The organism is Frankia umida, from assembly GCF_023242945.1.
Lineage (GTDB): Bacteria > Actinomycetota > Actinomycetes > Frankiales > Frankiaceae > Frankia > Frankia umida.
In genome coordinates this window covers 249,293-275,360 of the sequence record NZ_JALKFT010000004.1, presented here as the reverse complement: position 1 = coordinate 275,360, position 26,068 = coordinate 249,293, and the positions used below count along the sequence as shown (strand labels likewise).

The 26,068-nt window shown below is 71.4% G+C and carries 23 protein-coding genes, 1 tRNA gene and 1 pseudogene; 11 read left to right on the top strand and 14 right to left on the bottom strand.

Going from position 1 to position 26,068, the window contains the following annotated elements; genetic code table 11:
• Positions 1-3 precede the first annotated feature (3 nt).
• From MXD59_RS06360 to MXD59_RS06330, 7 genes are all read right to left on the bottom strand, one after another.
• Positions 4-1,137 carry a hypothetical protein gene (locus tag MXD59_RS06360; RefSeq protein ID WP_248823825.1) on the bottom strand — a complete coding sequence of 378 codons (1,134 nt, stop codon included), beginning with the start codon at positions 1,135-1,137 and terminating at the stop codon, positions 4-6.
• A complete protein-coding gene (locus tag MXD59_RS06355) occupies positions 1,134-1,811 on the bottom strand; it encodes a class I SAM-dependent methyltransferase (protein WP_248823824.1) in 678 nt (225 codons plus the stop codon). Before MXD59_RS06355 ends, MXD59_RS06360 begins: the two co-directional genes overlap by 4 nt.
• On the bottom strand, positions 1,808-2,545 hold the full coding sequence (locus tag MXD59_RS06350) for a class I SAM-dependent methyltransferase (RefSeq protein ID WP_248823823.1): 738 nt from the start codon (positions 2,543-2,545) through the stop codon (positions 1,808-1,810). The genes MXD59_RS06355 and MXD59_RS06350 overlap by 4 nt, the downstream gene beginning before the upstream one ends.
• The gene (locus tag MXD59_RS06345) at positions 2,542-3,648 is read right to left on the bottom strand and encodes an NAD(P)-dependent oxidoreductase (RefSeq protein ID WP_248823822.1); all 1,107 of its coding nucleotides are present in this window, start codon (positions 3,646-3,648) and stop codon (positions 2,542-2,544) included. Before MXD59_RS06345 ends, MXD59_RS06350 begins: the two co-directional genes overlap by 4 nt.
• Positions 3,649-3,786: 138 nt before the next feature.
• Positions 3,787-5,007 (bottom strand): M20 family metallopeptidase, encoded by a 1,221-nt coding sequence (locus MXD59_RS06340; protein WP_248823821.1) that lies wholly within the window; start codon positions 5,005-5,007, stop codon positions 3,787-3,789.
• Positions 5,004-5,795, bottom strand: coding sequence for a helix-turn-helix domain-containing protein (locus MXD59_RS06335; protein ID WP_248823820.1), 792 nt, complete (start codon positions 5,793-5,795; stop codon positions 5,004-5,006). Before MXD59_RS06335 ends, MXD59_RS06340 begins: the two co-directional genes overlap by 4 nt.
• A 55-nt stretch (positions 5,796-5,850) precedes the next feature.
• Positions 5,851-6,375, bottom strand: coding sequence for a hypothetical protein (locus tag MXD59_RS06330; protein ID WP_248823819.1), 525 nt, complete (start codon positions 6,373-6,375; stop codon positions 5,851-5,853).
• Between the two features lie 176 nt (positions 6,376-6,551).
• On the opposite strand from MXD59_RS06330, the pseudogene MXD59_RS27260 reads away from it, so the two are divergent.
• Positions 6,552-6,764: pseudogene (locus tag MXD59_RS27260) on the top strand (alcohol dehydrogenase catalytic domain-containing protein); the annotation flags it as partial.
• A 32-nt stretch (positions 6,765-6,796) separates the two neighbouring features.
• Here MXD59_RS27260 and MXD59_RS06325 read toward each other — a convergent pair.
• Positions 6,797-7,114: a type II toxin-antitoxin system RelE family toxin gene (locus MXD59_RS06325; protein ID WP_163550603.1), complete on the bottom strand. Its 318-nt coding sequence runs from the start codon at positions 7,112-7,114 to the stop codon at positions 6,797-6,799.
• Between the two features lie 141 nt (positions 7,115-7,255).
• The gene (locus MXD59_RS06320; RefSeq protein WP_248823818.1) at positions 7,256-7,936 is read right to left on the bottom strand and encodes an HAD family hydrolase; all 681 of its coding nucleotides are present in this window, start codon (positions 7,934-7,936) and stop codon (positions 7,256-7,258) included.
• 152 nt (positions 7,937-8,088) lie between these two features.
• On the opposite strand from MXD59_RS06320, the gene MXD59_RS06315 reads away from it, so the two are divergent.
• The 3 genes from MXD59_RS06315 (at position 8,089) to MXD59_RS27255 (ending at position 12,258) form a co-directional block, all read left to right on the top strand.
• Entirely contained in the window at positions 8,089-8,529 is a 441-nt protein-coding gene (locus tag MXD59_RS06315) for a CoA-binding protein (RefSeq protein ID WP_504858341.1), read from the top strand.
• Between the two features lie 104 nt (positions 8,530-8,633).
• Entirely contained in the window at positions 8,634-10,673 is a 2,040-nt protein-coding gene (locus MXD59_RS06310) for a toll/interleukin-1 receptor domain-containing protein (RefSeq protein WP_283096423.1), read from the top strand.
• Positions 10,674-10,875: 202 nt separating this feature from the next.
• Positions 10,876-12,258 (top strand): hypothetical protein, encoded by a 1,383-nt coding sequence (locus MXD59_RS27255; RefSeq protein ID WP_372511943.1) that lies wholly within the window; start codon positions 10,876-10,878, stop codon positions 12,256-12,258.
• A gap of 792 nt (positions 12,259-13,050) precedes the next feature.
• On the opposite strand, the gene MXD59_RS06290 is transcribed toward MXD59_RS27255, so the two are convergent.
• On the bottom strand, positions 13,051-14,487 hold the full coding sequence (locus MXD59_RS06290) for a glycosyltransferase family 2 protein (RefSeq protein WP_248823816.1): 1,437 nt from the start codon (positions 14,485-14,487) through the stop codon (positions 13,051-13,053).
• Positions 14,488-14,933: 446 nt separating this feature from the next.
• Between MXD59_RS06290 and MXD59_RS06285 the strand changes: the two genes are divergently transcribed.
• Both MXD59_RS06285 and MXD59_RS06280 read left to right on the top strand, forming a co-directional pair.
• A complete protein-coding gene (locus MXD59_RS06285) occupies positions 14,934-15,296 on the top strand; it encodes a DUF5999 family protein (protein WP_248823815.1) in 363 nt (120 codons plus the stop codon).
• A 218-nt stretch (positions 15,297-15,514) separates the two neighbouring features.
• Positions 15,515-17,098 (top strand): bifunctional phosphatase PAP2/diacylglycerol kinase family protein, encoded by a 1,584-nt coding sequence (locus MXD59_RS06280; protein ID WP_504858340.1) that lies wholly within the window; start codon positions 15,515-15,517, stop codon positions 17,096-17,098.
• Positions 17,099-17,149: 51 nt separating this feature from the next.
• Here the strand turns inward: MXD59_RS06280 and MXD59_RS06275 are convergent, their stop codons facing one another.
• The 3 genes from MXD59_RS06275 to aceE all read right to left on the bottom strand — a co-directional run bounded on the left by MXD59_RS06275 (position 17,150) and on the right by aceE (position 21,828).
• Complete coding sequence (locus MXD59_RS06275; RefSeq protein ID WP_248823814.1) at positions 17,150-17,986, bottom strand: hypothetical protein; 837 nt, start codon at positions 17,984-17,986, stop codon at positions 17,150-17,152.
• Complete coding sequence (locus MXD59_RS06270; RefSeq protein WP_248823813.1) at positions 17,983-18,159, bottom strand: hypothetical protein; 177 nt, start codon at positions 18,157-18,159, stop codon at positions 17,983-17,985. The genes MXD59_RS06275 and MXD59_RS06270 overlap by 4 nt, the downstream gene beginning before the upstream one ends.
• A 909-nt stretch (positions 18,160-19,068) precedes the next feature.
• On the bottom strand, positions 19,069-21,828 hold the full coding sequence (gene aceE, locus MXD59_RS06265) for a pyruvate dehydrogenase (acetyl-transferring), homodimeric type (protein ID WP_308301653.1): 2,760 nt from the start codon (positions 21,826-21,828) through the stop codon (positions 19,069-19,071).
• A gap of 319 nt (positions 21,829-22,147) precedes the next feature.
• Between aceE and MXD59_RS06260 the strand changes: the two genes are divergently transcribed.
• Both MXD59_RS06260 and MXD59_RS06255 read left to right on the top strand, forming a co-directional pair.
• Positions 22,148-22,552 (top strand): secondary thiamine-phosphate synthase enzyme YjbQ, encoded by a 405-nt coding sequence (locus MXD59_RS06260; protein WP_248823812.1) that lies wholly within the window; start codon positions 22,148-22,150, stop codon positions 22,550-22,552.
• Positions 22,553-22,814: 262 nt separating this feature from the next.
• Positions 22,815-23,252 carry a DUF3052 domain-containing protein gene (locus tag MXD59_RS06255; protein WP_163549925.1) on the top strand — a complete coding sequence of 146 codons (438 nt, stop codon included), beginning with the start codon at positions 22,815-22,817 and terminating at the stop codon, positions 23,250-23,252.
• 264 nt (positions 23,253-23,516) lie between these two features.
• Here MXD59_RS06255 and MXD59_RS06250 read toward each other — a convergent pair whose 3' ends face one another.
• A complete protein-coding gene (locus MXD59_RS06250; protein WP_248823811.1) occupies positions 23,517-24,242 on the bottom strand; it encodes a DUF4234 domain-containing protein in 726 nt (241 codons plus the stop codon).
• 387 nt (positions 24,243-24,629) lie between these two features.
• Between MXD59_RS06250 and MXD59_RS06245 the strand changes: the two genes are divergently transcribed.
• The 3 genes from MXD59_RS06245 to MXD59_RS06235 all read left to right on the top strand — a co-directional run bounded on the left by MXD59_RS06245 (position 24,630) and on the right by MXD59_RS06235 (position 25,918).
• A complete protein-coding gene (locus MXD59_RS06245; RefSeq protein ID WP_248814621.1) occupies positions 24,630-25,088 on the top strand; it encodes a peroxiredoxin in 459 nt (152 codons plus the stop codon).
• A gap of 183 nt (positions 25,089-25,271) precedes the next feature.
• Positions 25,272-25,343: transfer RNA gene (locus MXD59_RS06240), tRNA-Val, on the top strand.
• A gap of 248 nt (positions 25,344-25,591) precedes the next feature.
• Complete coding sequence (locus MXD59_RS06235; RefSeq protein WP_163549922.1) at positions 25,592-25,918, top strand: FKBP-type peptidyl-prolyl cis-trans isomerase; 327 nt, start codon at positions 25,592-25,594, stop codon at positions 25,916-25,918.
• Positions 25,919-26,068: the final 150 nt, after the last annotated feature.

Genomic DNA, 26,068 nt, shown 5'->3' with positions numbered 1-26,068 from the left:
TGTTCAGGCGGTGCGGATGGGGGTGATGGGCAGGGTGGCGTCGAGGAGGGCGGTGATGTAGTCGACGGTGTAGGTGCGGTGCAGGCGGCGGGGTTCAGCGGCCCAGCGGGTGGCTTCGGCCCAGAGGATTTCGAGGACGTCGTCGCCGTGCTGGGCGAGCAGGGTGTCAAGGTTGAGGAAGAGCTCGGGTAGGTCGGCGTAGGCGCCGTGGGTGACGTAGAGGGTTTTGGACAGCTTGCCGCCGGTGCGGTCGGTGATGAGCGGGGTGAACAGGGAGATCGGCCAGTCGGTCGGGGAGATGCCGAGGGTGGCGAGGGCGGGGGCGAGGACGTGGGCGTGCCAGGCTCCGCCCCAGTCGGCGCCGTCGACGGAGACGGAGCAGGCGTCGTACAGGTCGCGTTCGGCGGCGAGTAGGTAGCCCTTCTGAATGGACCGGACGGGGGTGTTGGCGTCATACCAGCCGCCGCCGTCCACGGGGATCATCTCGGTGTAGGGGCCATGGTGGGGGCAGCGGCTGTCGAGGCGGATCGCGTCAACGAGCGCGGTGATGCGCAGATCTTTGGCGGATTTCTGCATGAGCCGGCAGACGGGGCAGCGGGGGCGGATACGGATGATGCCGTCTCGGGGGGCGACAATCGGCGCGAAGTCGTTGTGGCGGTAGGCGAGGGTGCGCAGGCAGGTGCGGACTGAATGCAGGCCCTGGTAGGCGTCGTAGGGCCGGAACTCAAACGGAACACCGCAGCGGCGATGTGCCCAGGCAAGGAGGTGTTCGAAGCCGCTGACACGCTCGGTACGGTCAAGGTGGCCGGAGTCGATGAGGTCTCCGACGGTACGGGTGTAGGTCTCGCCGTCGATGGTCAGGTGTTCGGCGGGGGCGTTGTCGAGGGCGTCGAAGACGATGCTCGCGGGCAGGCCGAGGACGTCGCTGGTGTGCTGCGCGAGGGCAAACACGGTGAGCAGGGTGACGACGGTGCCGAAGTGGGGGACGCCGTTGAGCTGGGCTGCGGTGGTGAACCGCAGCCGGGAGCGGCCAGCCGCGGCGGCGCGCAGGAGATCGGCGTTGTCGGCCGTGAGGTGGGAGATGCCGACGGGCGCGAAAATCAGCCGGTCGCTGGGGCTGGTCCCGATGGGGGTCATGGTTTCCTCCCGAGGTAGATCCAGACGGCGTTGAAGTCGGGGTCGCCGGTGATGGGGATCCGTTCGAGGTGGTGCACGGTGATGCGGCTGCGGGCGAACGCCGCGGTGTAGAGCTGACGAGACAGGTGGACCCGGTTGGTGTCGGGTCCGGTGGTGGTCCAGTTCGCTCCCGCTGTCCAGCCACCGGTCGCCAGGAGCTGGTGGGCGTGGTGCCAGCCGGACAGGAACTGCTCGGGGCTGGTGGTGAGGCCGAGCAGTCCGAACTGGGTGACGAGGTCGACGCTGCCGGGCCGTAGCGGTAATGACCGGCCGGTGAGACAGTCCGCGACGACGACGGCGGCCAGACGGTCGCAGCGTTCGGCGAACTCGGCCGCGGTCCGACCGCGCAGGGCGAGCGCGGTCTGGTAGGCGGGACGGGGCCGGCGGGTGGCCGCGAAGGCGCGTAGGAGGGTGAGCCGGCGCGGATCGAGGTCGACGGCAACAAGGCGGCGGGTCTGCAGGGCGATCGACCACAGCAGGGACTCCGAGCCGGCTCCGAGGTCGATCCAGGTCCCGACGGGCGGAATCTCGGCGAGAGCAGCCAGGACGGTCTCGGTCCCGAGTCCGGCGATGAACTCTCCGCTGTAGTACCGGTCCCAGTAGTCGTCTGCGTCGGCGATGGTGCGCGCCGTCACTTGCGGTCCCCGAGAGGGCGGGCCGCGAGGAGCTCGGCCAGACCACCGGCGCCCGGAGTGAGACGCACGTCGGCGAGGCCTGCGGCTTCGAAGGCGGCACGCAGGTCCGCTGCGGTCAGGGGGCGCACGGTGACGCGGTCTCGGTAGACGAGTTCGTCGCCGCGGTGCAGCTCCAGGTCGAGGTCGACCAGGCCGGCCTGGTGCTGCTGGCGGCGTCGACGGACCATCGGCTGCCCGGTGTCGTCGGTGAAGCGGCGATCGACCTGCCATCTGCCGTCGTCTGCGTGAGGGTCGTAGAAGCTGCAGGTGCGACCGGCCGCCAGCACCTGGGCGAGCAGGCGCCCTCCCGGTGCCAGCAGCCCAGCGGCCACGGTAAGCAGGTCAGCCGGGGCGGTGTCGACCGCAAGCTGGTTGAGGGAGCCGTTGGGCATGACGATCAGGTCGAACGGGCCGGCCTGCGGTGAGAGGTCTTCGAGGGCTGAGCAGAAGAATCGTGTCTGTGGGGTGTGGGCATCGGCGTGCTGGCGGGCGATCTGCAGCATCTGCTCGCAGATGTCGACCAGGGTGACCTCAGCGCCCGCAGCCATGTAGGCGGCCAGGAAATGGCCGGTGCCGCTGGGCATTTCCGCGACCCGCAGTCCCGGGCGTAGCAGGCCCGGCAACACCATCGGCGGGGGAACCTGGGCGATCTCGGCCGAGTAGTGGCGGGAGCGTGTCGCGTAGCCGCTGGTCATGGCCGCATCCCGTAGATCCGGGCATGTGCTCGTAGCACCGGATGGACCAGCTCGCCGTCGCTGGCGATGCGGGCCGCCTCGATCGCGGGGTCCGCGGCGCCGGCGAGCGCGGCCTGGGCGAGCCGCACCAGGTACGGTGCCGCGTTGGCCGCATAGGCGGCGGACGCGGTGACCGGGACCAGCGTCGGAAACACGGCGATCTTCACATGGAGGATGCCCGCGACGACCCGGGGTGGATCGCCTGGGGCCTGCACCGGCCCGGCGGTGGGCAGATAGCCGGGCCCATAGCCGCAGGTAGCATCCACGATCACCGCCCCCGGCCGCATGAATTCAAGATCGCCATGGTCGATCATGGGTGGGGTGTCATAGGTGGACACCAGGATCGTACCGATCACCAGGTCCGCCTCCGCCAACCCTGCCAACAGGTTCTGCCGGGTGTTGACCTGGATTCGCACCCCCTGCGGCGCCTGACGCTGGTAGTCCGCGGCGGACCTCTGTGTGCGGGTCAGGACAGTCACCTGGGCGCCGAGAGCGGCGGCGGTCTGTGCGGCTGCGGCGCCGACGTTCCCGCTGCCGATCACCAGCACGCTCGCCCGCGGGGCCCCGTCGACCGGTGCCAGCAGCACCCCACGCCCGGCCGGGGCCTGCAGGGTGTGCGCACCGGCGAGGACAGCTTGAACGCCGGCGATCCGGCCACTTGGCCGGCCGAGGGGGAACCGTCCGTCTTCGGCGACGAATTCGTAGCTCCACGCGGTCGCGCCGCATCGCCGCAGTGCGTCGAGCAGGTCGATGTCACCTTCGGCGTGGAACAGGGCGGCGATGTGCTGCCCGCGTGCGAGCCGGCTCAGGTCGGCGGGATCCGTGCAGGTGTAGCGCGCCACCAGCGGCGCCGCCCACACCTGCTCGCCCGCGGCGAACCGCACTCCGGCGGTGGCGTACTCCTTGTCCTCGAGGAATATCCCGGCCCCGATCCCTGGTTCGGCGATGACGTCGATCCCGGCGCCGAGCAGGGCGCGGGCGAGTAGGGGGGTGAGGATCGTGCGCCGGTCGGTCCCGCTCTCACGCGGGAATCCGACGGTGGCCTGGAGGGGGTGGGTGTGCATGACCGTGTCCTTCGCGGCAGGCGACGGCTGACACGATCAACGATCGGGCGCGGAGTGCCCACCGACCAGCGCACTGGCTGGTGTGCGTCTGCTGCCGGGGTGTCGACCGGTTGTCGACGACAGGTACGTCCCCGCAGCTCAGCGCGAGGGCAACAGGGTGAGGAGCGCCTGGTGGTAGACGGCGTGGACGAGGGGGATCGACGCGACCGCGATCTGTTCGTCGGTGCCGTGTAGCCCGCGGTAGTCCACCCCGAATCCGGCGGTCGCCGGGATCCCGAGCCCGGCGAGATAGTTGCCGATGTTGGACGGGCCGGCGATCTTCGCGTTGGTGCGGATCCCGACGGTGTCCGCGGCGGTCAGCAGCGCGGCGTGCAGCGGCGCCTCGGTGTCGAGGGCGAACGCCGGCCAGCGGGTCGTCACCTCCACCAGCGTGGGTTGCGTGCCCGTCCAGGCGGCATCCACCTGTGCAGCCTGGGCTCGCAGCAGATCCAGCGCGGCCGCGTCGTCGAAGGCGGGGGTGAGCCGGATATCGACGTGGAACGTGCACAGATCCGGGACCGCCGAGTACCCCTGCCCGCCGCTGATCGCCGTGACCGTGAGCCGGGCCGGCAACGGGAACCCCACCCCCGACGGCCCCGGCAACGCAGCATCATGCAGGCGGGAGATGAGCGTGGCGGCCTTCGCGATGGCCGACGGCGTGGGGGTACTGCCACCTGAATGGCCGGCGATGCCGTGGACGTGCATCCGGGCCCGCAGCACGCCACGGCCGCCGGTGACGACATGCGCCAGCCCCGGATAGCCGATCATCACCCCGTCCACCCGCCCCGCATCCGGTCCGTCGAAGAAGGCCTTCGCTCCGCCGAACACGCCGGTGTGCTCGTCGACGTCGAACAGCAGCACCACGCTGCCCGCCCACCGATCCGCCGTCCGCGCGAGCCGAACCGCGAGATGCGCGAAGATCGCCGCCCCCGCCTTCGAGTCGGACGAGCCACGCCCGTGCAGCCAGCCGTCCACAACCTCCCCGGACGTCGGCGGGTAGGTCCAGGCGTTCTCGTTCCCGAACGGGGCGGTGTCCAGGCAGGCGTTGAGCACGTACCGCGGCCCCCGATCATGTCCGTGGACCTCGCAGACCAGCGCGACCGTGGCCCCCGCTGGCCCCGCCAGACGGCGGCTGACCAGTCCTTGGCCGTGCAGCCAGGTACTCATCCGGTCCAGCACCGGCTCGTAGGAGTCGACCCCGCCGCGGCTGGGAATCCGCACCAGCTCCCGGGTCAGGTCCACCACCCCGGCTTGGTCCGCCGCCGCGGCGTGCAGCAGGCCTACCGCGGCCGCGGTTATGTGCCCGTGCGTGCTCGTCATGCCGGTGCTCTCCGTTCCCGCAGGACGTCCAAGGCGCGGACCTCCCCCAGACTCTCCACCCGGCGGGCTGCCGCATAGGCCTGACGGCCGTGGTCGAGCAGCCGTGCCGCCGCGGCCCTCCCGAGCAGCACCCCGGAATCGAAGGCCTCGTGCGAGGTCAACGACGGGATCGGCACCACCGCCTTCTGTTCGCTGGCGCAGAAGAACCGCTCCGGTACCAGCGCGGTGTCCTCCACGATGCCCAGATGCAACGTCTTGATACCCACACTCCGATCGTGCGGATCTCGCAGCTCCAACAGTCGCACCAGATGATCCTTGAGGACCTGGTGGTGTGGTGGCCCGAACAGGACCCGGTAATAGATCAGTGGGGGGCGTTCTGCCAGCGCCATCTCGATCGCGGCGAGGTAGGCGCCGTCACGAGACCGTGACCCCATCACCACCAGACACTCCTGGGCGCCCTCGACGATGGACAGCATCGCCTTCTGCAGGTCTGCGAAGCCGGCGAGCAGTCTCGGCTCGGTCGAGTCGGTCAGCTCCTGGTCCTGGTGGGCGAACAGCACCTCCGGTGGCTGCCCGTAGATCGCGCACAGCGTCGCACGGTGCCCGATACTCGTCGTGTGCCGGCCCAGCTCCCAGCCCGACACCATGCTCGGCGTCACCCCGCTGTGACCACCCACGGTCCGCAGATCGATCTCCTGAACCATCCGCTCCAACGTCCAGTTCCGGGCCAGCCGGACCTGACGCAGCGGCGAGACCGGCCGCGCCGAACGGGAAGAAGAGGGAGACATGTCCGGTCACCATCCAAAGCCCGTTTCGGGACGCGGCGCGAGCGCGACGCTGGCCTCAGCGATGATGCACGGACATCGTCCGCAACGGGTTCTCCATGGCGATTTTTTCGCAGACCGCCAACAGCTGCGGATGCCCCCTCAACCGGACATATCCCTGCGGCGGATGGAACACCCCCAGCTCCACCCGCAGCTCGTCCACTGACCGGCCCGGGTACTCGGCGACACCCAGGATCGGAATCGCATACGCCCGCTCCAGATCCTGCACGTACTCCAGCACGCTCGCGCCGTTGCCCACCCGGGCCCGCTCCGCGATCGCCGCGACCTGCCCGGGGACATCCACCACCGCCGGCCCCAGATCGATGACCGCCGCCAGCCGCGACACCGGCGCGTTCAGGTACACGAACCAGCGGACCGGACGATCCTCAAGAAACCTGCGCCGGAACTCGTGCGTCTTCAACCCCTGCCAGATCTGCTCGTAATACTCGGCATGCAACGCCATCAGCACCGGCTCGCCAGCCACCGCCTCGCCAGAGATACCGAAGAGATCCTGCTGCAGGGCGCCCGCGCCATCCCGACCCATCACAAGACCTCATCGTGCCCAACCCACACCTCCTCCGCCCACCCGGGGGTGCCCCGTGCCACGGCCAGCCCCACTGGCACCGCACCTGTCCGAAACGGAACGTGAGACCAGCTACCACCAGCACGGCGAAACCGTGCGCCTCATCGGCCCGCGCCGCGCTGGCACAACCCGCGGCTATGACGACGGCACTTACGTTGGAGACCTTCGGTGGTGGGCTGGAGCGCCACGAGGTACCCAGGCCCGTGCCGGCGGCCGGTGAGGTGCTGGTGGAGGTGGAGGTGGCGGCGAGTGGGGTGAATCCGCTGGATCTGAAGATCCGGGACGGGGGAGCGGCCCACGCGCGGGTGAGTGTGCCGGCAGCGCTAGGGATCGACCTGGCCGGGACGGTGGTAGCGGCCCGGCAACTACGACAGGCCGGCGCTCAGATGCGGCGCCAGCCGGCGGCGGTGCCGGTGCGGCCGACCGTCGGGACGACCCGGGTGCGGGCGCCACGGGGGCCGATCACCATGACCCGCACGGTCTGGGTGTTCGCGTCCACCCGGTAGAGCACCCGCCAGGTGCGGGTGGTCGCCTCGAACATGCCGACCTGCTCGCCGGGGATGGGTGTGCCGGCCTTGCGCGGGTCGTCGCGCAGCTTGCCGTCGAGGAAGCTGCGGACCTCGGCGCGGGTGAGCTCGGCCAGCTTGGCCAGATCCCGTTCGGCCGAGGCGGACAGGGTCACCTCGTGCTTGTCGCTCACCGCCGACCGCCCACGTTCATCACCAGATGATCCTATGCGTCCGGCAGTCGACAAGCCGCCCGTTCGCCGCCTCGCCTCCTCGTCTCCTCGCCCCCTCGCCTCCTTGCCGCATCGGGCGACGGGACGTGGCGCAGAGCCGGATCACCGGGGACGGGCCGCCGCGGCGCGGATGACGTCGACGGTGAGGTCGGCGGTGACGGGGACGGTCGCCGCGGCCAGGGCCAGGGCGTCCGCGGCGGGTGGGAAATGGGCGTTCGGGACGGCCACCACCGCCATGCCCGCGGCCGACGCGGCACGCAGCCCGTTGCTGGAGTCCTCGACCGCGACACACGCCGCCGCCGGCACACCGAGGCGACGGGCGGCCTCGAGGTACACCTCCGGCGCGGGCTTGCCGCGCGACACCTCCTCCGAGGACACCGCCACGGCGAACGACGCGCAGAGCCCGGACCGGTCGAGCACCAGCTCGATCAGCGCCCGCGGAGACGAGCTGGCCAGCCCCAACAGGTGGTGCGCCGCGATCGCCTGGACCGCCTCGACCGCACCGGGCAGCAGCGGCGGTGCCGCGCCGTACCGGGCGGCCACCAGGTCGATCACCTCGGCGGCGATCCGCCGCGGCGTCCCGGCGATGCCGAGGCTGGTGAGGTACGTCGACCATTCGGCGGTGCTCATGCCCATCATGCGGGCGGTGCTGTCCGGCTCCCAGCGCCCGCCTCGCTCGGCGACATACGCCTGACGCACCTCGTCCCACACCTGCTCGGAGTCGATCAGCACGCCATCGAGATCGAACACCACCGCCGCGACCGGGTTGGTGCCGCCGCCCATCGCACCTCTTCCGGTTCTCGCCCGGAGACCAGCTCCGGTTTCGCACAGCCGGTGTCGGTTCCGGCGGATATCCCAGCCGGACGATACGCCTGGCCCGTCCGGGCCAGCGGGGGTCGACCGCGTCGAATCCCGGATGACCTGGAGGGGGCCCGGTGTTGTCAGTGGTCATGCGCCACGGAGACGACGAGACGATCCGGCATCTGCTGACCGACACCGAGGTGTGGGCGGTCGTCGGCCTGTCCACCAACACCGCCCGAACGGCCTACGCGATCGGCGAGTACCTGCGCCGCGGCGGCAAACGGGTCATCCCGGTGCATCCCACGGCGCCGACGATCGCGGGGGAGCGTGGCTACGCCACACTCGGCGACATTCCGTTCCCGGTGGATGTCGTCGACGTCTTCGTCCGCTCGGAACTCGCCGGTCCGGTCGTCGATGAGGCGATCAAGGTCGGCGCGAAGGCCGTCTGGTTGCAGCTCGGTGTGCGTGACGAGGCCGCCGCGCGACGCGCCGAGGACGCCGGCGTCCCCATCGTGATGGACACCTGCCCGGCGATCGAGGCCCCCCGCCTCGCCCTGTCCTGGCCGCCCCGCTGACATCACCATCCACGCCGCGGTGGTGGGGCCACGGCGGCCGCCGCCACGCTGACATCGGGGCTATCGCTATGGCCCGGGGCGTCCACAGGGCAAAATGATGCGCCATGTCGGGGGATCGTGACGCAAAGCCAGGGTGGGACTTCTTCGTCTCCTACACCGCGACGGATCGGCCCTGGTCGGAATGGATCGCCTGGCAGCTGGAGGAGAACGGCTACCGTGTGCTTGTCCAGGCCTGGGACTTCGTGCCCGGTGTGGACTGGCGACGCAAGATGGACCAGGGTGTCACCCACGCCACCCGCACCATCGCGGTCGTCTCCGCGGCGTACCTGATCTCCGTCTACGGTGGTGAGGAGTGGCGCGCCGCCCGGGCCGCGGACCCCGAGGGCCTGCAACGTCGCCTCCTGCCGATGCGTGTCGAGGACTGTGACCTGCCCGACGAGCTGCAGACCGTGGTGTCGGTCGACCTGTTCGGTCTCACCGCCAGCACCACCCGCGACCGTCTGCTCACCGCGGTGCGGGCCGCGCTGCTGGGCCGGGAGAAACCGACCGTCGAGCCCGAGTTCCCGCTGTATCCCCGACGCTCCTCACAGCGCCGCCCCGGCACACCCACCAGCCCCACCGCGGACGTCGAGGACCCCACGATCGATGCGGGTAGCCCGGGCGCCGGCAGCGACGATGTCACCCTGCCCCCCTCGAACGGACTACCCCAGCCCGTCCCCCCGTCCGTGGATCCGCCCACCCCGCCGTCCTTCCCGACCACCCCGACGCCCTCCTTCGCCGAGACGGTCCCGGTGGACGCCTCCGCGGCGACCCTCCCGGTCGCGCAGGACCACCCCGCCATGGCAACCGTCCCCGTCCCCGTCCCCGCGGCCGACCTGAACCCGACCGCGGACCGCACTCTCCCCGCGGATCGCACCGCCCAGAAGCCCCCGACGGTGGCGGCAGGCCAGCAACGCGGCCCCCGACCGATCAGCGGACGCCTCACCGGCCACGCCAGCTGGGTGCGATCGATCGCGTTCGCACCGGACGGCCGCACCCTCGCCAGCGGCAGCCACGATCGCACCGTCCGGCTGTGGGACGTCACCGCCGCGCGACACGCCCCGACGGTGGCAGCCTCCCTGACCGGACCTGCCGACCGGGTCCTCTGCGTCGCCTTCGCCCCCGACGGCACACTGCTCGCCGCGGGCAGCGCCGACGGAACGGTCCGCCTCTGGCAGGTCACCAACCGACGCCACCCGAACCTGGCCGTAGTCCTGCGCGCCGGCTCCACCAAGGCGCCCTCGCCGGTCTGGTCCGTGACCTTCGCCCCGGACGGCCGGAGCCTCGTCGCCGGCTGCCACGACGGCCGGGTACGCCGCTGGGACACCAGCTGGCACACGGCGACGGGACGCCCGCCCCGCGGCGACGCCCTCACCTCGCACGTGTCCCTGCCCGGACACCCCGACCGCGTACTCTCCGTCGCCTGTTCGCCGGACGGACACCTGCTCGCCGCCGGTGGCGCCGACGGGACGGTCCGGCTGTGGGACATCTTCGACCGCTTCCCCGCCCATCCGCACGTCACCCTGCGTCCCTCCCCACCGGCCGCCTCGACCACGCCCGGCCCCCGGCCCCCGCGCGCGGACGGCCAGGCCGGCCGGATCTGGTCCCTCGCCTTCGCCCCCGACGGCCGCACCCTGGCGGCCAGCGGCGACGGAGCCATCCGCCGGTGGGCGCTCGGCCGGACAGCCGCGCAGACCAAGCCCCTGACCAGCATCCCCACCGGGAGCGCCGCCCGCGTCCTGTCGGTGGCCTTCGCCCCGGACGGCCGCACCCTGGCCGCCACCAGCGCCGACGGCGCACTACGCCTGTGGGACCTCACCCGCCCACCAGACCCCGCTCACCCTTCGGGCCCCGCTCACCCTTCGGGCCCCGCTCACCCTTCGGGCCCCGCTCACCCTTCGGGCCCCGCTCACCCTTCGGGCCCCGCTCACCCGCCAGGCCTCGACCCCGCCCATCCGCTGGACCCAGTCCGCCCGATCGGCGAAAGCCTCACCGGGCACGCCGACCCGCTCGTCTTCGCGGTGGCCTTCGCCCCGGACGGCCTCACCCTCGCCACCAGCAGCGCCGACGGCACCATCCGCCTCTGGGATCGCTCCGGCCCCTGACCGCAGCCAGGCACGGTCGGTTGCCGAGGGTTGTGCGGCCACATGCCGAGGGTTGTAGGGAAAATCGACCCCCGGAAATCCGAACAACCCTCGGCAGAGCATGATCTCGGCCGCGATCTGGACGCGCCAGCGCGCCCGACATCCGAGCACCGACATCGGAAAGTAGCCGATTTCGTCCTATATAGGACGGTCGAGCAGTGACGTGCTGGTTCGGATCGACCGACTGTCAGCGGCGACGGCGACGCCGTGGACCAACGTCATCCAGGTGATCACCGAGTCGGACGGGCGCGGTGTCGAACCCGGCATCGTCGGCCCCGACCGCCGATGCCCCGACCGCCGACTCCCCGACCGACGCGGCGGCCGATCCCGTCGAAGCCGTGGCGGCGGGGCCGCTCGGAACAGTCGGACGGATCTCGGCGCCGCGCCGGTCATCGGCGCCGGCTCGGTCATCGGCGCCGGCTCGGTCATCGGCGCCGGCTCGGTCATCGGTGCCCACGTGGTGATCGACCTCGGCGTGCCGCTCGGCGTCCGCTCGGTGATCAGCGCTCGGTTGGCGGTCGGCTTCCATGCGGTGATCGGCCTCGACGCGCCGGTCGACGTCCACTCGGTGATTGGCTTCGAGTCGGTGATCGGCATCGGGCTGGATCTCGGTATCGGTGTCGACCTTGGTGCTGGTGCTGGTGGTGGGGCGGGGAGCGAGGGGGTCGGGGGCCCACAGGTCGGTGCTGGTGATCTCGTCGGGGGCGCGCCGGGATCGGTGGACGAGGGTGAGCCGGCGGGCACCCAGCGCGGCGGCCGGGGGGAACAGGACGAGCACCGGCAGCATGTAGCGGTAGTCGAAGCAGACCGTGGCGGCGGGGACGACGAGGAAGGCGAGGCCGGCGGCGGCGAGCAGGGCGATGTCGGCACGCAGCCGGGCCTGTTCCACCGTCCGAACGCGGAAACGACGGCGGGCGGAGCCGCCGCGCGACCCCAGGCGGGGGGCGCGCCGCCGTCCGGGGATGACGATCGCGAGCACGGCCAGGGCGAGCAGGCCGGCGAGCAGCGGGCCGGGGGTGTAGCCGTACCGACCGTAACCGCGCAGGTGGCCGGCGATCGGTTCGCGGATGGTTCGGGTCGGGTGCTGCCCGTCGAAGCCCAGCAGCGGCTCGGCGTTGTGCAGGTAGCGGGGCTCGTCGACGGTGGGGAAACGCCAGGTCTCGATGGGCCAGTCGCGGTGGCCGACGGGGTGGCCGGGGCGGAAGTAGTGCAGGACCTCGCCGGCGACCATCCGGGTGTAGTCGACGAACTGGTAGCGGATCACCTGATGGGTGAACTCGCGCATCAGGGCTTCCTGCTCGTCCGGTGTGCCGGGCAGGCGCCAGTGCGGGCTGGAGCCACTCCACACGTAGAAGCTCGGGTCGGGCCGTTCGGCGACGGGATGCGGCGAGCACAGCACGAGTGCCTGCACCGGCAGGCGCAGTCTGTCGCATTCGGCGATCGGGGCGACCCGCCCGTACATCCAGACGGCGTCCCCGCCGGTCAGCGAGTACGTGCCATGGGCGGAATGGAACCAGCTCGCGTAGCCCGCGAGCGGGACGGCTAGGGCCACCGCGAAGGTCCCCAGCCGCAGCCAGCCCACCCGGCGCAACAGCAGCCAGCCGAGCACCAGGACGGCGACCCCGACCCCGATCGTGCGTACCAGCCCGGCCCCGGCCAGCAGCAACCCGGCCAGGCCGCACGTCCACAGGGCGGGGCGGGGCGACCACAGCAGAGCGACCAGTGCCCCGACCAGCAGAGCCAGGTAGAGGCTCTCGGCCATCACGTAGTGCTCGAGGACGAGTTCGTACGCGTCGAGCAGGACGGGTGCGGCGGCGAGCGCGGCGATCGGCGCCGCCACCCGACGGTGGACGAGCAGCGCGTACAACGCCACGCCGATCGCGAGCCCGGCGCCATGCTGGATGACGGTGACCCACCACAGGTCGCCGGTGTGCGACATCAGCCGCAGAAAGGCGGGATAGCCCGCGGGACGCATCGGGTCGGGGGAGCGCAACGTCGACAGACGCAGGTAGGCGTACGAGTCGCCGTTGAACTCGAAGGCGGGACGGTACGCGTAGGCGACCAGGGTCCGCAGCACCACACCGGCGGCGAACAGCACCGCGAACGGCAGATGCCGCACCAGCCGACGGCCGTGCCATGGCCGCACCTCACCCCCGGCCGCGTCCACACCGCCCAACCGGACCGGCGCGACCGACGCCGCCTCGTGGGCCGGCTCGGCTGCCTCGTGGGGGAGGGTCGGGTCGGCTGTCTGGTGGGTGGGGTCGGTGCGGGGAGCCGGGCGGTCCGGCGAGGTGACCATGGTGGGGGAGCCGTCCGGGGTTCCGTGGGTGGAATGGCGTCAGAAGCCGAAGGTCCCAGGGGCGGACCGGGCCGTCTCCCGGGCATGTCCGCCGAGTGCTGACGCATCGGCGGACGAGGTTGACCGGGCCGGTGGCGTCCCGCCGGCTGGCAGCGTCCCGCCGGCGGGTAGCGCGCCGCTGGCAGGTGGCGTCCCGCCGGCCAGCGGCGTCGGGCCATCCGAAGGGCCGCCGGACGGGCCGCCGCCAAGCGGACGGTCCGCCGGTGGCGGCGTCGGACGGGCGGTGGCGCGCTGGTGTTCGCCGCTGGGCCCGGCTGTGAGCAGGCGAAGGAAGAACGAACCGAAGGCGGTCTGGGCGCCGAGCACCATCAGCGTCATCGCCAGCAGCGCGGGCCGCATCTCGTCCAACGGGCCAAGATCGTTCGCGAGCCAGCGGATGAGGACCACGACATCGACCACGAAACCGAGGCCGAACAGCAGCCCGCCGAGTGCCAGGCCACGCTCCAGGGTGAAGGACCGGTGGATCTGCGGCAGCGGCCAGCGGCGCCGTTCGGGCCAGCCTGCGGTGTGGTTGTGCACATCCGCGCAGACGCCGAGCAGCACCACCTGCCAACCCAGCAGCGCCATCAGGGCGAACAGGATGCTGAAGTGCAGATCCAGCCGGTGGAAGCCGAGATCGAGCGCGCCGGGCAGCAGCACGGCCTGGCCGAGCAGTCCCAGCACCAGCAGGACGAGCCCGGGCAGCACGAACAGGTGGCGCGGGGCGAGCAGCAGCATGAACCGCAGGTGGCGCCAGCCGTCGCGCAGCGAGTGCAGCTTCGAGTCGCCCACCCGCGGGTGGTAGGTGATCGGGACCTCTTCGATCCGCAGCTCGGCCCGGCCCGCGGCGATCACCAGCTCGCTGGCCAGCTCCATCCCCTCGCAGCGCAGCCGCATCCGCAGGTACGCCTCGCGGCTGAACGCGCGCATCCCCGAATGGGCGTCGGACGAGCGGACGTCGAACAGGCGGTTCAGGACGCCGGTGAGCGCCGGGTTGCCGACATAGCGGTGCAGCCAGGGCATCGCCCCGGGCAGGATGCTCCCGGCGAACCGGGAGCCGAGCACGTAGTCGGCGCGACCGGCGCGCAGCGGGGCGAGCAGCGCGGACAGATCGGAGAAGTCGTAGGAGTCGTCCGAGTCGCCCATCACGATCAGCCGGCCGCGGGCGGCGGCGAACCCGGCCAGGTAGGCGTTGCCGTAGCCGCGTCGGGACTCCGGCACCACCCGGGCGCCGGCCGCACGCGCGACCTCGGCGGAGTCGTCCGTCGACCCGTTGTCGACGACGACCACCTCACCGGAGGCGCCAGCCGCCGCGAGACCGGCCACCGCCTTGCGCACGCACACGCCGACCGAACCCTGCTCGTTGAGGCACGGCATCACCACCGACACCTCGATCGGCCGTGCGGGCGCCAGCACGTCAGCCTGTGCACCCTCCATCGTGCGTACCCCCTCCATGGGCGGGCGGGCCGCGGAACACGGCGGGACCGACGCGAGTCATTGTGGCCGCCGACGCCAGCGTTCGCCGGGCCGCAGCCCCGTAACCTACCGATCTGCCCACCAGGTTCGGATACCGGTATCGGAAGACGGACACGCCGTGACCTGTACAGGGATGCCCGGATGTGGGCCTACTTGCGTCATCGCAGGTCAGTGTGGGTGGCTGGCGAGGACAGTCCCCACTGGTACGTCCACGGACCGGGCAGCCGACAGACACGCCAGGCCCTTCACATGCGCCTCGGTGTGACGCTTCTTACGAGGAGGCGTAACGTCTGGTGCTCGTGCAAGGTGTTCGTGTTTCAGACGAGTCGCAGGCGCCCCAGGTGCTTGGCGACGACCCGGATCCCTCTTCTACCTCCACCGGCGCCGCGGCCCCCTCGGTTGCTGCCGTGCCCGCCTCGGCCGACGCCGTGGTTGCCTCGGCCAACGCGGGCGTGCTCGCCGGTTCGGCCGGTTCGGCCAGAGCCGGGGGCCCGACCCCGCACGGGGCCGGTCCAGCGCCCTGCGACTGCCCGCACTCGCCACCCTGCCCTGCCGCCGACGACGTCGACCGCGACGCGGCCCGGCTCGCCAGCGAGCACTGGGACCAGGGCTGGTGCCTGCTGTGCAACGGCGTGATCCGTTTCGAGGACACCGGGGAGATCCTGCCGACCGGCCGCACGGTGGAGCCTCGACGCACCCCGCCTCGAGCGGCATCGTTTCCTTGCACGCCGGCACCGCGCCGGGCCGGTCACACCGCTCTGCCCGTCTGAACCGACCCGGGGCATGTGACGTTCGCCCCTGATGATCGGACGGCGGCCCAGCTGGGTACGGTGCGGTCGTGGCGGTGAGATCGAAGGACTCGCGGGCAGTGGCAGCGGTCGCCCGCGCCGGAACGGTTTTCCGGCGCGGGGCGGATCGCTGCGGACCACCAGGCTGGTCAGGACTGCCGGGAGCGCTGAGTCCGCCTGGCCGGTCAGGGCCGCCGGGCTTGGCGGGCCTGGCGGGGCTGGCGGGGCTGGCGGGGGGCGGCGAGGGGCCGGGGCTGCGGCGGGCCCGACTCCTGATGCGGCGTGACATCGCGGCTGGTCAGACATTCGCCGCGGCGTTCTCGCGGGCGGACCGGTCGCTGTTCACCGCGCTGGCCGGTGGGCGGCCACTGATCGACCCGCTGCTGCCCAGGCTGTCCCACGCGGCCGACCACGGCCTGCTCTGGTGGGGTGTGGCCGCCGCGCTGGGCACGACCAAGGGGCGGCGCCGGCCGGCGGCGGCCCGGGGTCTGCTCGGCCTCGGTGTGGCCAGTGTGATCGCGAACGGCCCGGCCAAGTTCGTGTTCCGCCGCGACCGGCCGCCGACCCACGGCATCCCGCCGCTGCGTCGGCTCTCCCGCGACATGTCCACGTTCTCCTTTCCGTCCGGACATGCGGCGTCGGCGGCCGCGTTCGCCACCGGTGTCGCCCTGGACGCCCCGGCCGCCGCGGTGCCGGTGGCCGCGCTCGCCGCGGCGGTCGCGTTCTCCCGGGTGTACGTCGGTGTGCACTACCCCGGGGACGTGCTGGCCGGCGTGGCGCTGGGTGTCGGTGCGGGGCTGCTGACGACCAAGGTGATGCCACGCCGACCCTGGGCTCCGGCCCGGGCGAGCCCGGCGTCGGCGTGGGCGCCGGCCCTGCCCGACGGTGAAGGTCTCACCGTGGTCGTCAACTCCCGTTCGGGCCAGGGGCATCACGACGACCTGGTGGCGGTGTTGCGCGCGGATCTGCCGCGGGCCCGCGTCATCGAGGTCGGCCCGACCGAGGACATGGGCGACGCGCTGGCGAAGGCGGCGGCGTCGTGTCGAGTACTCGGGATCGCCGGCGGCGACGGCAGCATCAACTCGGCCGCGCAGCTCGCGGTCGCCCAGGGCACCCCCCTGGCCGTCTTCCCGGCCGGCACGCTCAACCACTTCGCCGCCGACCTCGGCCTCAACGGCGCGGGTGACACGGTGCAGGCCATCCGGACGGGCTCGGCGGTCGCCGTCGATCTTGGGTACGCGGACGGCATCTCGGCGAAGTTCGACCGGATCTCCCGCATCTTCGTCAACACGGCGAGCCTCGGCGGCTATCCCGACATGGTCGCCCTGCGCGAACGGTATGAACGTCGGCTCGGCAAATGGCCATCGATGATCATCGCGTTGAGCTGGGTGCTGCGCCACGAGACGCCGTTCGAGGTCGAGATCGACGGCGAGCGACGGCGGGTCTGGCTGATCTTCGTCGGCAACGGCGTCTACCATCCCGACGGCTTCGCGCCGACCTACCGCAGCCGCCTCGACGAGAGCAGACTCGACCTGCGGGTCGTCGACGCCGCGGCGCCGCTGGCCCGGGCCCGCCTGATCGGCGCGGTGCTCACCGGTCGGCTCGGCCGCAGCCGGGTCTACGAGCAGCGCACCGTCGAACGGGTCCTGATCGCGTCCAGTGCGGCCAGCCCGCTGCCCTTCGCCTGCGACGGCGAGGTGACCGAGGGCGTCGACCGGATCGTGATCGCCCCCAGTTCGGCCCGTCTGATCGTCTATCGTCCCCGCCGGGCCGGCGAGGCCTGACGACCGTTCCGTCACACCCCGCCGGCCCGCCGGTCCGGTGATCCCGCCCGGTCAGCTACCGCGGTGCTGCAGCGGGACGAGGGTGTGCAGTGGCCGGGTGAGCTGGGTGAACTGGTCGGTGTCGAGGAGGTCCTCGACGAGCAGGGCGCAGGCGAGATCCGCGCACAGCTCCATCACCCGGTGATCCTCACCGGAGTCGAGGCCGGCCCGTCGCCCACGGCAGTCCGGGCACAGCCGCCAGAATCCCTCGGCGGCGCTGCGGCGTACCAACGTCCAGACCCGGCGCCGGCCGGTGACCACGGCGCTGGCGAACGCCGCCTCCATGGCCTGCTGGTGAGCGGTGTCATCCCGGGTGAGCGCGCTGACCAGCAGGCCGTCGTAGACCTCGAGGCTGTCCGGGTTGTGGCAGCGACCGGCGAGTACCGGCAGGGCCGCCAGGACCCGTTTGACGTCCGCCGCGGCGGGGCCGAGGTCAGGCTCGTGTGAACGAGCCCGCGGGTAGACCGTCCGCCATGGCCGCATCAGCGCCGCGTACTCGGCCCGGCCCAGGATCGGCCGCGAGTAGGAGGCGGCGACCGCGTCGCGCATCGCCCGCAGCGCGGTGGCCGCCACCGACGGCTCGACCGTCACGTACTGGGCGCCGGCCAGGTCGTCGGCGTAGATCGCGCTGAGTGCGTCGAAGGCGGCGAGCACCTCGACGATCAGCGGCGAATCCGGTGACAGCGCCTTGTCCCGCGCCGCGGCCAGGTAACCGGAGTTGCGCCAGGCACCGGCCAGCGCGCCCAGTTCGGTATCGCTGGTGTGCACAAGCTGGGCGAGGATGCCGAGGATGCCCCGCAGGTTGGGATGCTCCTCCAGCCGTTCGATCCGACGCGCCCGCAAGATCATGCCGCCCACCAGGCGGCTGTCGGGACCCCGTTCAACTTGTCCTCCTCGACCGTCACGGCGTGGTCCTCCTCGACCGTCACGGCGTGCACCGGGCAGCCGTCGTCCACATCCTTGCGCGCTGTGCCGGTGAACCGGGGGCCGGCGTTGATCAGCCGGCTGGACCGGATCCCCACGTGGCCCGCGATATCGCGAAGACCACGCACCGTTGTTCTCGGACACCGTAGCGGCGTGTGGCGGCTGATGAGGGGAGTGCCACACACAGCCGGTCCGTGGCTACCTACTCCACGTCGCCGATCTCCGGATGCCACGCTCGTGAGACTAATGATTGGCGACCCGATGTGGAACTCGTCGTGCCATTCGGTGGGGCATGACAGTGCTGGTCCGGGGGTAGCTCCGCGTTGGACGGGCCGCCCTGCGCAGCTGGCCCGCGCCGCCTCGCCCGCGCAGCGCCCTGCGGTGTTCGTCACTGACCGCGACGATGGTGCCGGCGTGCGTTGGCCCGTCCGCACCCCGCCTCACCTGCACCACCCGCTGTGCCCAGCCGGATGCCGAGCCGTCTCGCCTGTCCGTTGCGCGGTGTACCGGACCGCTGGCGGAGAAATTTTTTCTCGGTTCACCCTCACCCGGCCCGCCGCGCCGCCCGCGTGGGCGCCTCCCCCCGACCGTGCCGGTCCGAACGGGCTCCCCCGCGGCTCCCCGCCGGCGCCCGGTGGTCGGCGTCCGGGTGGCCGCGTCGCCCTGGCGGGCTCCGTCGTCCACCCGTGAGGCCCAGCGGGGTTCCGGTGTGCGGCCGGGGCGCCCACCGGCGGCCGGCGCCGGTGGACGTCCGGTGGCCGCGCACACGCGAGTGGGTTCCGAGACGTCCCGGCCGAGGCCGCTCCCGCGTTCGTGGCCGCCACGCCCGGCACATCGGGTAGCCGGATCGTGCCCGCTGCCCCCGTGGGCCTCACGTCGCCACTTTCGAAGTCGTAAGGATCCGCCGGACGGGCGGTGGGGACGGACGCCGACGCGGGTCGGGCCCGCACCGGAAGCCATGACGGCTGCCGATGCGGGCCCGAGACGACGCGTGCGACCGGGGTCGGTCAGGCGTCGGGGGTGCCGCGCAGGCCGAAGCGGCGGATCGCGTCCTCGACCGTGCTGGCCTTGACCTCGCCGGCCCGCACCAGGGATTCGAGGGTGGCGACGACGATGGACTCGGCGTCGACCTTGAAGTGGCGGCGCAGGGCGGCCCGGGTGTCGGAACGGCCGTAGCCGTCGGTGCCCAGTGAGGTGAAGGGCTGCGGTACCCAGCGGGAGATCTGGTCGGGGACGGCACGCATCCAGTCGGAGACGGCGACGACCGGGCCGGGGGCGCCGTCCAGGACACGGGTGATGTACGGAGCGGGGCTGTCGGCCTCGGGGTTGAGCAGGTTGTCCTGCTCACGCTCGAGCGCCTCGCGCCGCAGCTCGTTCCAGGACGTCGCCGACCAGACGTCGGCGGCGACACCGTAGTCGCTGGCGAGCAGCTCCTGCGCGGCCAGCGCCCAGTGGATGGACGTGCCGCTGGCCAGCAGCTGCGCCCGCGGCGCGGTGCCGCCGTCGGAGCCGCCGTCGGGTCCGCCGCCGGTCAGCGCGGTGGCCCGACGGAACAGGTACAGGCCGGCGAGGATCTGGGCCGGGTCGAGACCTTCGGGCTCGGCCGGCTGCGGCACCGGCTCGTTGTAGACGGTCAGGTAGTAGAAGACGTTCTCGTCGCGCTCGCCGTACATCCGGTCGAGGGCGTCGCGCACGATGTGCGACACCTCGAACGCGAACGCCGGGTCGTAGGAGATGCAGGCCGGGTTGGTGCTGGCCAACAGCAGCGAGTGGCCGTCCTGGTGCTGGAGCCCCTCGCCGTTGAGCGTGGTGCGTCCGGCGGTGGCGCCGAGCAGGAAGCCCCGGCCGAGCTGGTCACCGAGAGCCCACATCTGGTCACCGGTGCGCTGGAACCCGAACATCGAGTAGAAGACGTAGACGGGGATCATGAACTGCGCGTGGGTCGAGTAGGACGTCGCGGCCGCCATGACCGAGCCCATGCTGCCGGCCTCGCTGATGCCCTCGTGCAGCATCTGCCCGGACTCGGACTCCTGGTAGGACAGCAGCAGTTCGCGGTCGACGGCCTCGTAGCGCTGCCCGTGCGGCGAGTAGATCTTCGCCGTCGGGAACATCGCGTCCATACCGAAGGTGCGGGCCTCGTCCGGGATGACGGGGACGAAGCGCGGCCCGAGGTCCTTGGTCTTCATGAGGTCCTTGAGCAACCGGACGAACGCCATCGTCGTGGCCACCGGCTGCTTGCCCGAACCCCGGCGCAGCTCGTCGAAGATCTTCGCGGGCGGCTGGGGGAGCGGCTTGGCCCGCACGACCCGCTTGGGCATCGAACCGCCGAGGCCGGCCCGACGCTCCCGCATGTACTGGATCTCCTCGGAATCCTGCCCCGGGTGGTAGTAGGGCGGCAGGTCGCCGGTCAGCGCCGAGTCCGGGATCTCCAGGTAGAGCCGGTCGCGGAACTCCTTGAGCTCCGTCTTGGTCAGCTTCTTCATCTGGTGGGTGGCGTTGCGGGCCTCGAAGTCCTTGCCCAGCGTCCAGCCCTTGATGGTGTGCGCCAGGATGACGGTGGGCTGGCCGGTGTGCTCGGTGGCCGCCTTGTACGCCGCGTACAGCTTGCGGTAGTCGTGGCCACCGCGGGAGAGCTTGCGCAGCTCGTCGTCGGAAAGGTCCCCGACCATCCGGCGCAGCCGCGCGTCCGAGCCGAAGAAGTGCTCACGGATGTAGTCGCCGGACGAGGTCGAGTACGTCTGGAACTGCCCGTCCGGGGTGGTGTTCATCCGGTTGACCAGGACACCGTCGGTGTCCTTGGCCAGCAGCGGGTCCCAGTCGCGACCCCAGACGACCTTGATCACGTTCCAGCCGGCGCCGCGGAACAACGACTCCAGCTCCTGCATGATCTTGCCGTTGCCGCGGACCGGACCGTCGAGGCGCTGCAGGTTGCAGTTCACCACGAAGATGAGGTTGTCGAGCTCCTCGCGGGCCGCGACGCCAAGGGCGCCGATCGACTCCGGCTCGTCCATCTCGCCGTCGCCCAGGAACGCCCACACCCGGCTACCGGAGGTGTCCTTGATCTGGCGGTTGAGCAGGTAACGGTTGAAGCGTGCCTGGTAGATGGCGTCGATCGGGCCGAGCCCCATCGAGACCGTGGGAAACTCCCAGAAGTCCGGCATGAGGCGCGGATGCGGGTAGGACGACAGGCCGCCCGACTCGCTCTCGCGTCGGAACGCGTCCAGCTGGCGCTCGGTGAGCCGGCCCTCCAGAAAGGCCCGCGCGTAGATACCCGGCGAAGCGTGACCCTGAATGAAGATCTGGTCGCCGGAGTCGCTGCCGGGGGAGTGCGACAGATGGTCCTTGCCCCGGAAGAAGTGGTTGAATCCCACTTCGTAGAGACTGGCACTCGAGGCGTAGGTGGCGATGTGACCACCGACGTTGAACTCCGGGCGGTTCGCCCGGCTGACCATGATGGCCGCGTTCCACCGGATATAGGCGCGGATACGGCGTTCGATGTGCTCGTCCCCGGGGAACCAGGGCTCCCGCTCCGGGGGAATGGTGTTGATGTAATCCGTACTGGTCAGGCCGGGAACGCCGACCGCCTTCTCCCGGGCTCGCTCGAGCAGCTTCAGCATGAGGAACCGGGCCCGGCCGCGGCCGGACTCCTCGATGACCGCGTCGAGGGACTCCAGCCACTCGCCGGTCTCCGCGGGGTCGATGTCGGGCAGCTGGCTCGGCAGACCATCGGTGATGATCGAGAAACTCCGGTTCGTGTCCTGCGCCACGCCTTCTCCTGCTCCTCAAGCTTCCGGGGCCGTCGGACCACGCGGGAAGATCCTCCCCGCGTGGGCGGCGGCCCATGTGTCATGCCTCGTGGTCTGACCTCGTCCAGGCCGGCAGCGCCCCGGATGTGGGGGCGGCCGGCCACCGCTCGGGCATGCGCCTTGGTTCCATCGTGCTCCGTCGTCGGGACGTCGTCACGTACGTCTCGGTTACTTTTGAGTAGTGAATCGGGCGATGGGCGTGGCGTTGTTGACATGTCGTCCGCGTCGATGCCGCGCTCACGGCACTTTCTGCGGCACAATCACCGTGATGGACACCCGGATGAAGACCACCACGGTGACCGTGCACACCGGCCATCGTGAGTGTGTGGTGGATCTCACGGCGAGTGCGGCGCAGTTCGTCGCCGATTCCGGTGACGGCCTGTTGTCCGTGTTCGTGCCGCACGCCACGGCCGGCCTCGCCATCCTGGAGCTGGGCTCCGGTAGCGACGCCGACCTGCTCGCGGCCCTGGCCGAGCTGCTGCCCGCCGACGATCGCTGGCGTCACGCCCATGGTTCGCGGGGTCACGGTCGGTCCCATGTGCTGCCCGCGCTCATCCCGCCGTCCCTGACCGTCCCGGTGCTGGCCGGTCGGCTCGCCCTGGGCACCTGGCAGTCCATCGCCCTGGTGGACCTCAACGTGGACAACCCCGACCGTACGGTCAGGCTGTCCCTCATGGCGGGGTGAGACGGGGCCGGGCGAGGATGAAGGTCCGTGTCGCCGGGATGAAACGACTCGCAGCCGGGTACCTGCCACCCACCTCCATCATCGAGGATGCCCTGGTCGGCCCACGATTGACGGCGTGGCACTTGCGCAGCCACCGGCAGGTCCGGTGGACTAGGTCGAGACGCGTCGCGTGATGGACACCATCGCGGGCTGTGTCGACACACGAACAGGACGTCTCCGCGCCCACCGCGGAGCGTCAACAACGAACAGGAGGTAGCGCAGGGTGAGTCCGACCGCGGCGAACGCCGAGGGTCAGCGCCGGGCGGAGCGGCTGGGAGTCTCCGCCGGGACCCAGGTGCAGTCGCTCAACGAGGACGATGACATCGCCCAGGACCTGCTGGACGCGGTGACCAGTGCCAGCGGTACCGAGCTAGTCCCCGAGGGCTCCGACGACGTCGTCGACATCGTGCTGCTGTGGTGGCGCGACGACGACGGTGATCTGGCGAACGCGCTTATCGACGCGCGCCGCCAGCTCTCCGACGATGGTGTGATCTGGCTGCTGACACCCAAGGCGGGACGGGACGGTCACGTTGCTCCCAGCGACGTGCTGGACGCGGTGCCCACCGCCGGCCTGGTGCAGACCAGCACGCTCAGCGCGGCCCAGGAGTGGTCCGGTCAGCGGCTCGCGGCCCCCAAGTCGCAGCGCACGCGCCATCGCTGAGTAGCGCGTCGGCGTCGTCCCCGGGTGCCAGGCCGGCCCGGGGGATCGGCGTGGCCGGAGCCCGCCTTGGGGGTGGGCGGCTTCCGGTCGGCCGAGCGGCGCGTGGCCGGAGTCCGCCGCGCGGCGGCGTCCCGGTGGTGGTGTGCCACCGTCGGCGCCGCGGGCGCGCGCGGGCGTGGTCCGACCGCGTCCGCGGTTTTCGCCTGCCCGCGGGCGACACCCGGGCACGGGCCGGAGGGGTTGGGTCAGCGGTGATGGGTTGGGTCAGCGGTACAGCGGGACCTGCTGGCCTTCGACGGCACCCGGGTAGCGATCCCAGAGGCGGTTGAGCTCGAGCTGCAGGAACAGCGGTCCGAAACCGATCAGGAACAGGACGAACGCGAGCACCGGGTTGGTCTCCGGCACGCCCGCGGCGTGCTGGGCGGCGCGGGTGCGGGTACCGAGCCGCCAGGCCGCGACGAACGGTGGCACGATCACCAGCCAGCCGATCAGGAAGGCCAGCACTGACAACGTCGGGTTGACCTGGATGCGCCGGTCGTACTCGGCCAGTTCCCGGTTCGTCTTGTAGACCCAGACGAACGGGTAGACGCCGAGGGTGAGCAGCGGCAGGCCGAGCCAGGCGGCGAACGGGTTGCGATGCCTGCCGAGCATGCCGGCGCCGCCGAGGTCGCGGACCGGGCCAGCGGGCCCGTCCGGCCCGGGGAAGCCGTAGTCGGGGGTCGCCGGGTAGCCCTGCTCCGGTTCCGCCCCGGACAGCGACTCGCGGAACGCGTAGATCGGGAAGCCCCCGGTGGACGTGCCCGGCCCGTCGATCGGGTGCGGCTCCCTGGCCGGCTGGCCGCCCGGACGCGGCTGCTCGGCGGGGTAGGGCGGCTCCGGGGGAAGACCCGTCTGGTAGGCACGATCGGATGACCAGCCATGGCGGTCGTGGACATCTGGTTGGCCATGCGGCTCAGGGAAGCCGTGGGGGGTCGCGCTCTGGTCGGTCAACGTTGGTCCTGCCCTCATCGGTGTCCATGCCGGTGGCGTACGCGGATCGTGCACCCTGGTACCGCACGTCTGGTCGATGGCTCCCGCGTCGATCGGCCAGACTAGGCCAGTCTGGCCGATGACACCTCAACACTCGCCGCCTGTGTGTCTCGGGAGCGTGAAACTTGCCGGCGGCGCGGGCCCCGAAACATCCACGCCGCCCGTTGTGGGCCACACCGCGCCGCACCGATCGGTTCCCGGCCGGCGGAAACTGGCATGCTGGCGGTAACTGGCATGCTGGCAGTAGGGGACGGCGGGCCCGGTCGTGGTGGTGTCCTGGACGGATGTCGGCCTGATCGGAGTTGGCGTCACCGTGATCATCCCCATCGTTGTGGAGAGGAAGCGCTCGTGACTGTCGAAGTTGGCTCCGTCGCCCCGGACTTCTCGCTGAAGGACCAGAACAACGAGGTCATCACCCTGGCCGACTTCCGCGGCAGGCGGAACGTCGTGCTGCTGTTCTACCCGTTGACCTTCACCGGTGTCTGCCAGGGCGAGCTGTGCTCCGTGCGGGACGACCTCGGTTCCTTCCAGAACGACAACGTGCAGGTCCTCGCCGTTTCCGTGGACTCGCCGTTCGCCCACAAGGTCTGGGCCGACCAGCAGGGCTACGAGTTCCCGCTGCTGGCCGACTTCTGGCCGCACGGCGCCGTCGCGTCCTCCTACGGCGTTTTCAACGAGGAGCGGGGCATCTCCGTACGCGGCACCTTCGTGATCGACAAGGAGGGCGTCGTGCGCTGGAAGGTCGTCAACAACATTCCCGACGCGCGCGACCAGGCCGAGTACCTCAAGGCCCTCGCCGCCCTCTAGACTGTGGGTACGGGAGTCGGTGCGCGTTGCCGGGCCCTCGGGGCCCAGGTGCCGCCATCCGCGAGCACTGCCGCCACCGGCTCCCCCTCCGCCGCGCTACGGCTGCGGTGTCGTCCTCATGGCGCACAGGCGTAAGCTTGGCGGGCTGTGGCTCCGGCTACTTCTGGAGCTCTGGCTACTCCCGGGCGCGTAGCTCAGCGGGAGAGCGCTCGCCTTACAAGCGAGTGGTCGCAGGTTCGATCCCTGCCGCGCCCACCCACCGATTCCGCACGATCACCGCTCCTGTGGGCCAGCCGCGGCATGGCCGTTGGCCGTTGGCTGAGCCCCCGAATCCCTCCACGTGGTGGTTCCGCGGTGTCGGCGAGGGCCCTACCACGTGGGGGCATGGCTGGCACGAAGGACCGTTAGGGTCGAGGGAGCCGGGCGGCGGGCCGGGTTCCGCGGGCGGGTGTCGTCCGGAGGCCGGTCTGCTTGCCTCCATCGAGGTAGGAGAGGCATTTCGCATGGGTGTTTCGATCGAGACGCTGTCGCCGGGGGATGGCAGGACGTTCCCGAAGAAGGGCGACACGGTGACGATCCACTACGTCGGCACCTTGCGCAGTGGCAAGGTCTTCGACTCGTCCCGTGACCGGGGTACACCGTTCACGACCGAGATCGGGATCGGCCGGGTCATCCAGGGCTGGGACGAGGGCGTGCCCCAGCTCTCCCTCGGCCAGAAGGCCGTCCTCACCATCACCTGGGACTACGCCTACGGTGAGGCCGGCTTCCCACCGGTCATCCCGCCGAAGTCCGACCTGCTCTTCGAGGTCGAACTGCTCGGGATCTCCTAGTCCGGCGGGCGGCCTGGCCGGCTGGGGTGTCCTCGCACCGGGCAGGCCGCCGCGGCGTGGCAGTAGTGCGATCCTGGGCGTAGCGCGGCCGGGCGGCTGCGCGCAGTGGTCATCAGTGCTGCCCATGTTGTTGGTGGCGCGTTCAGCGGG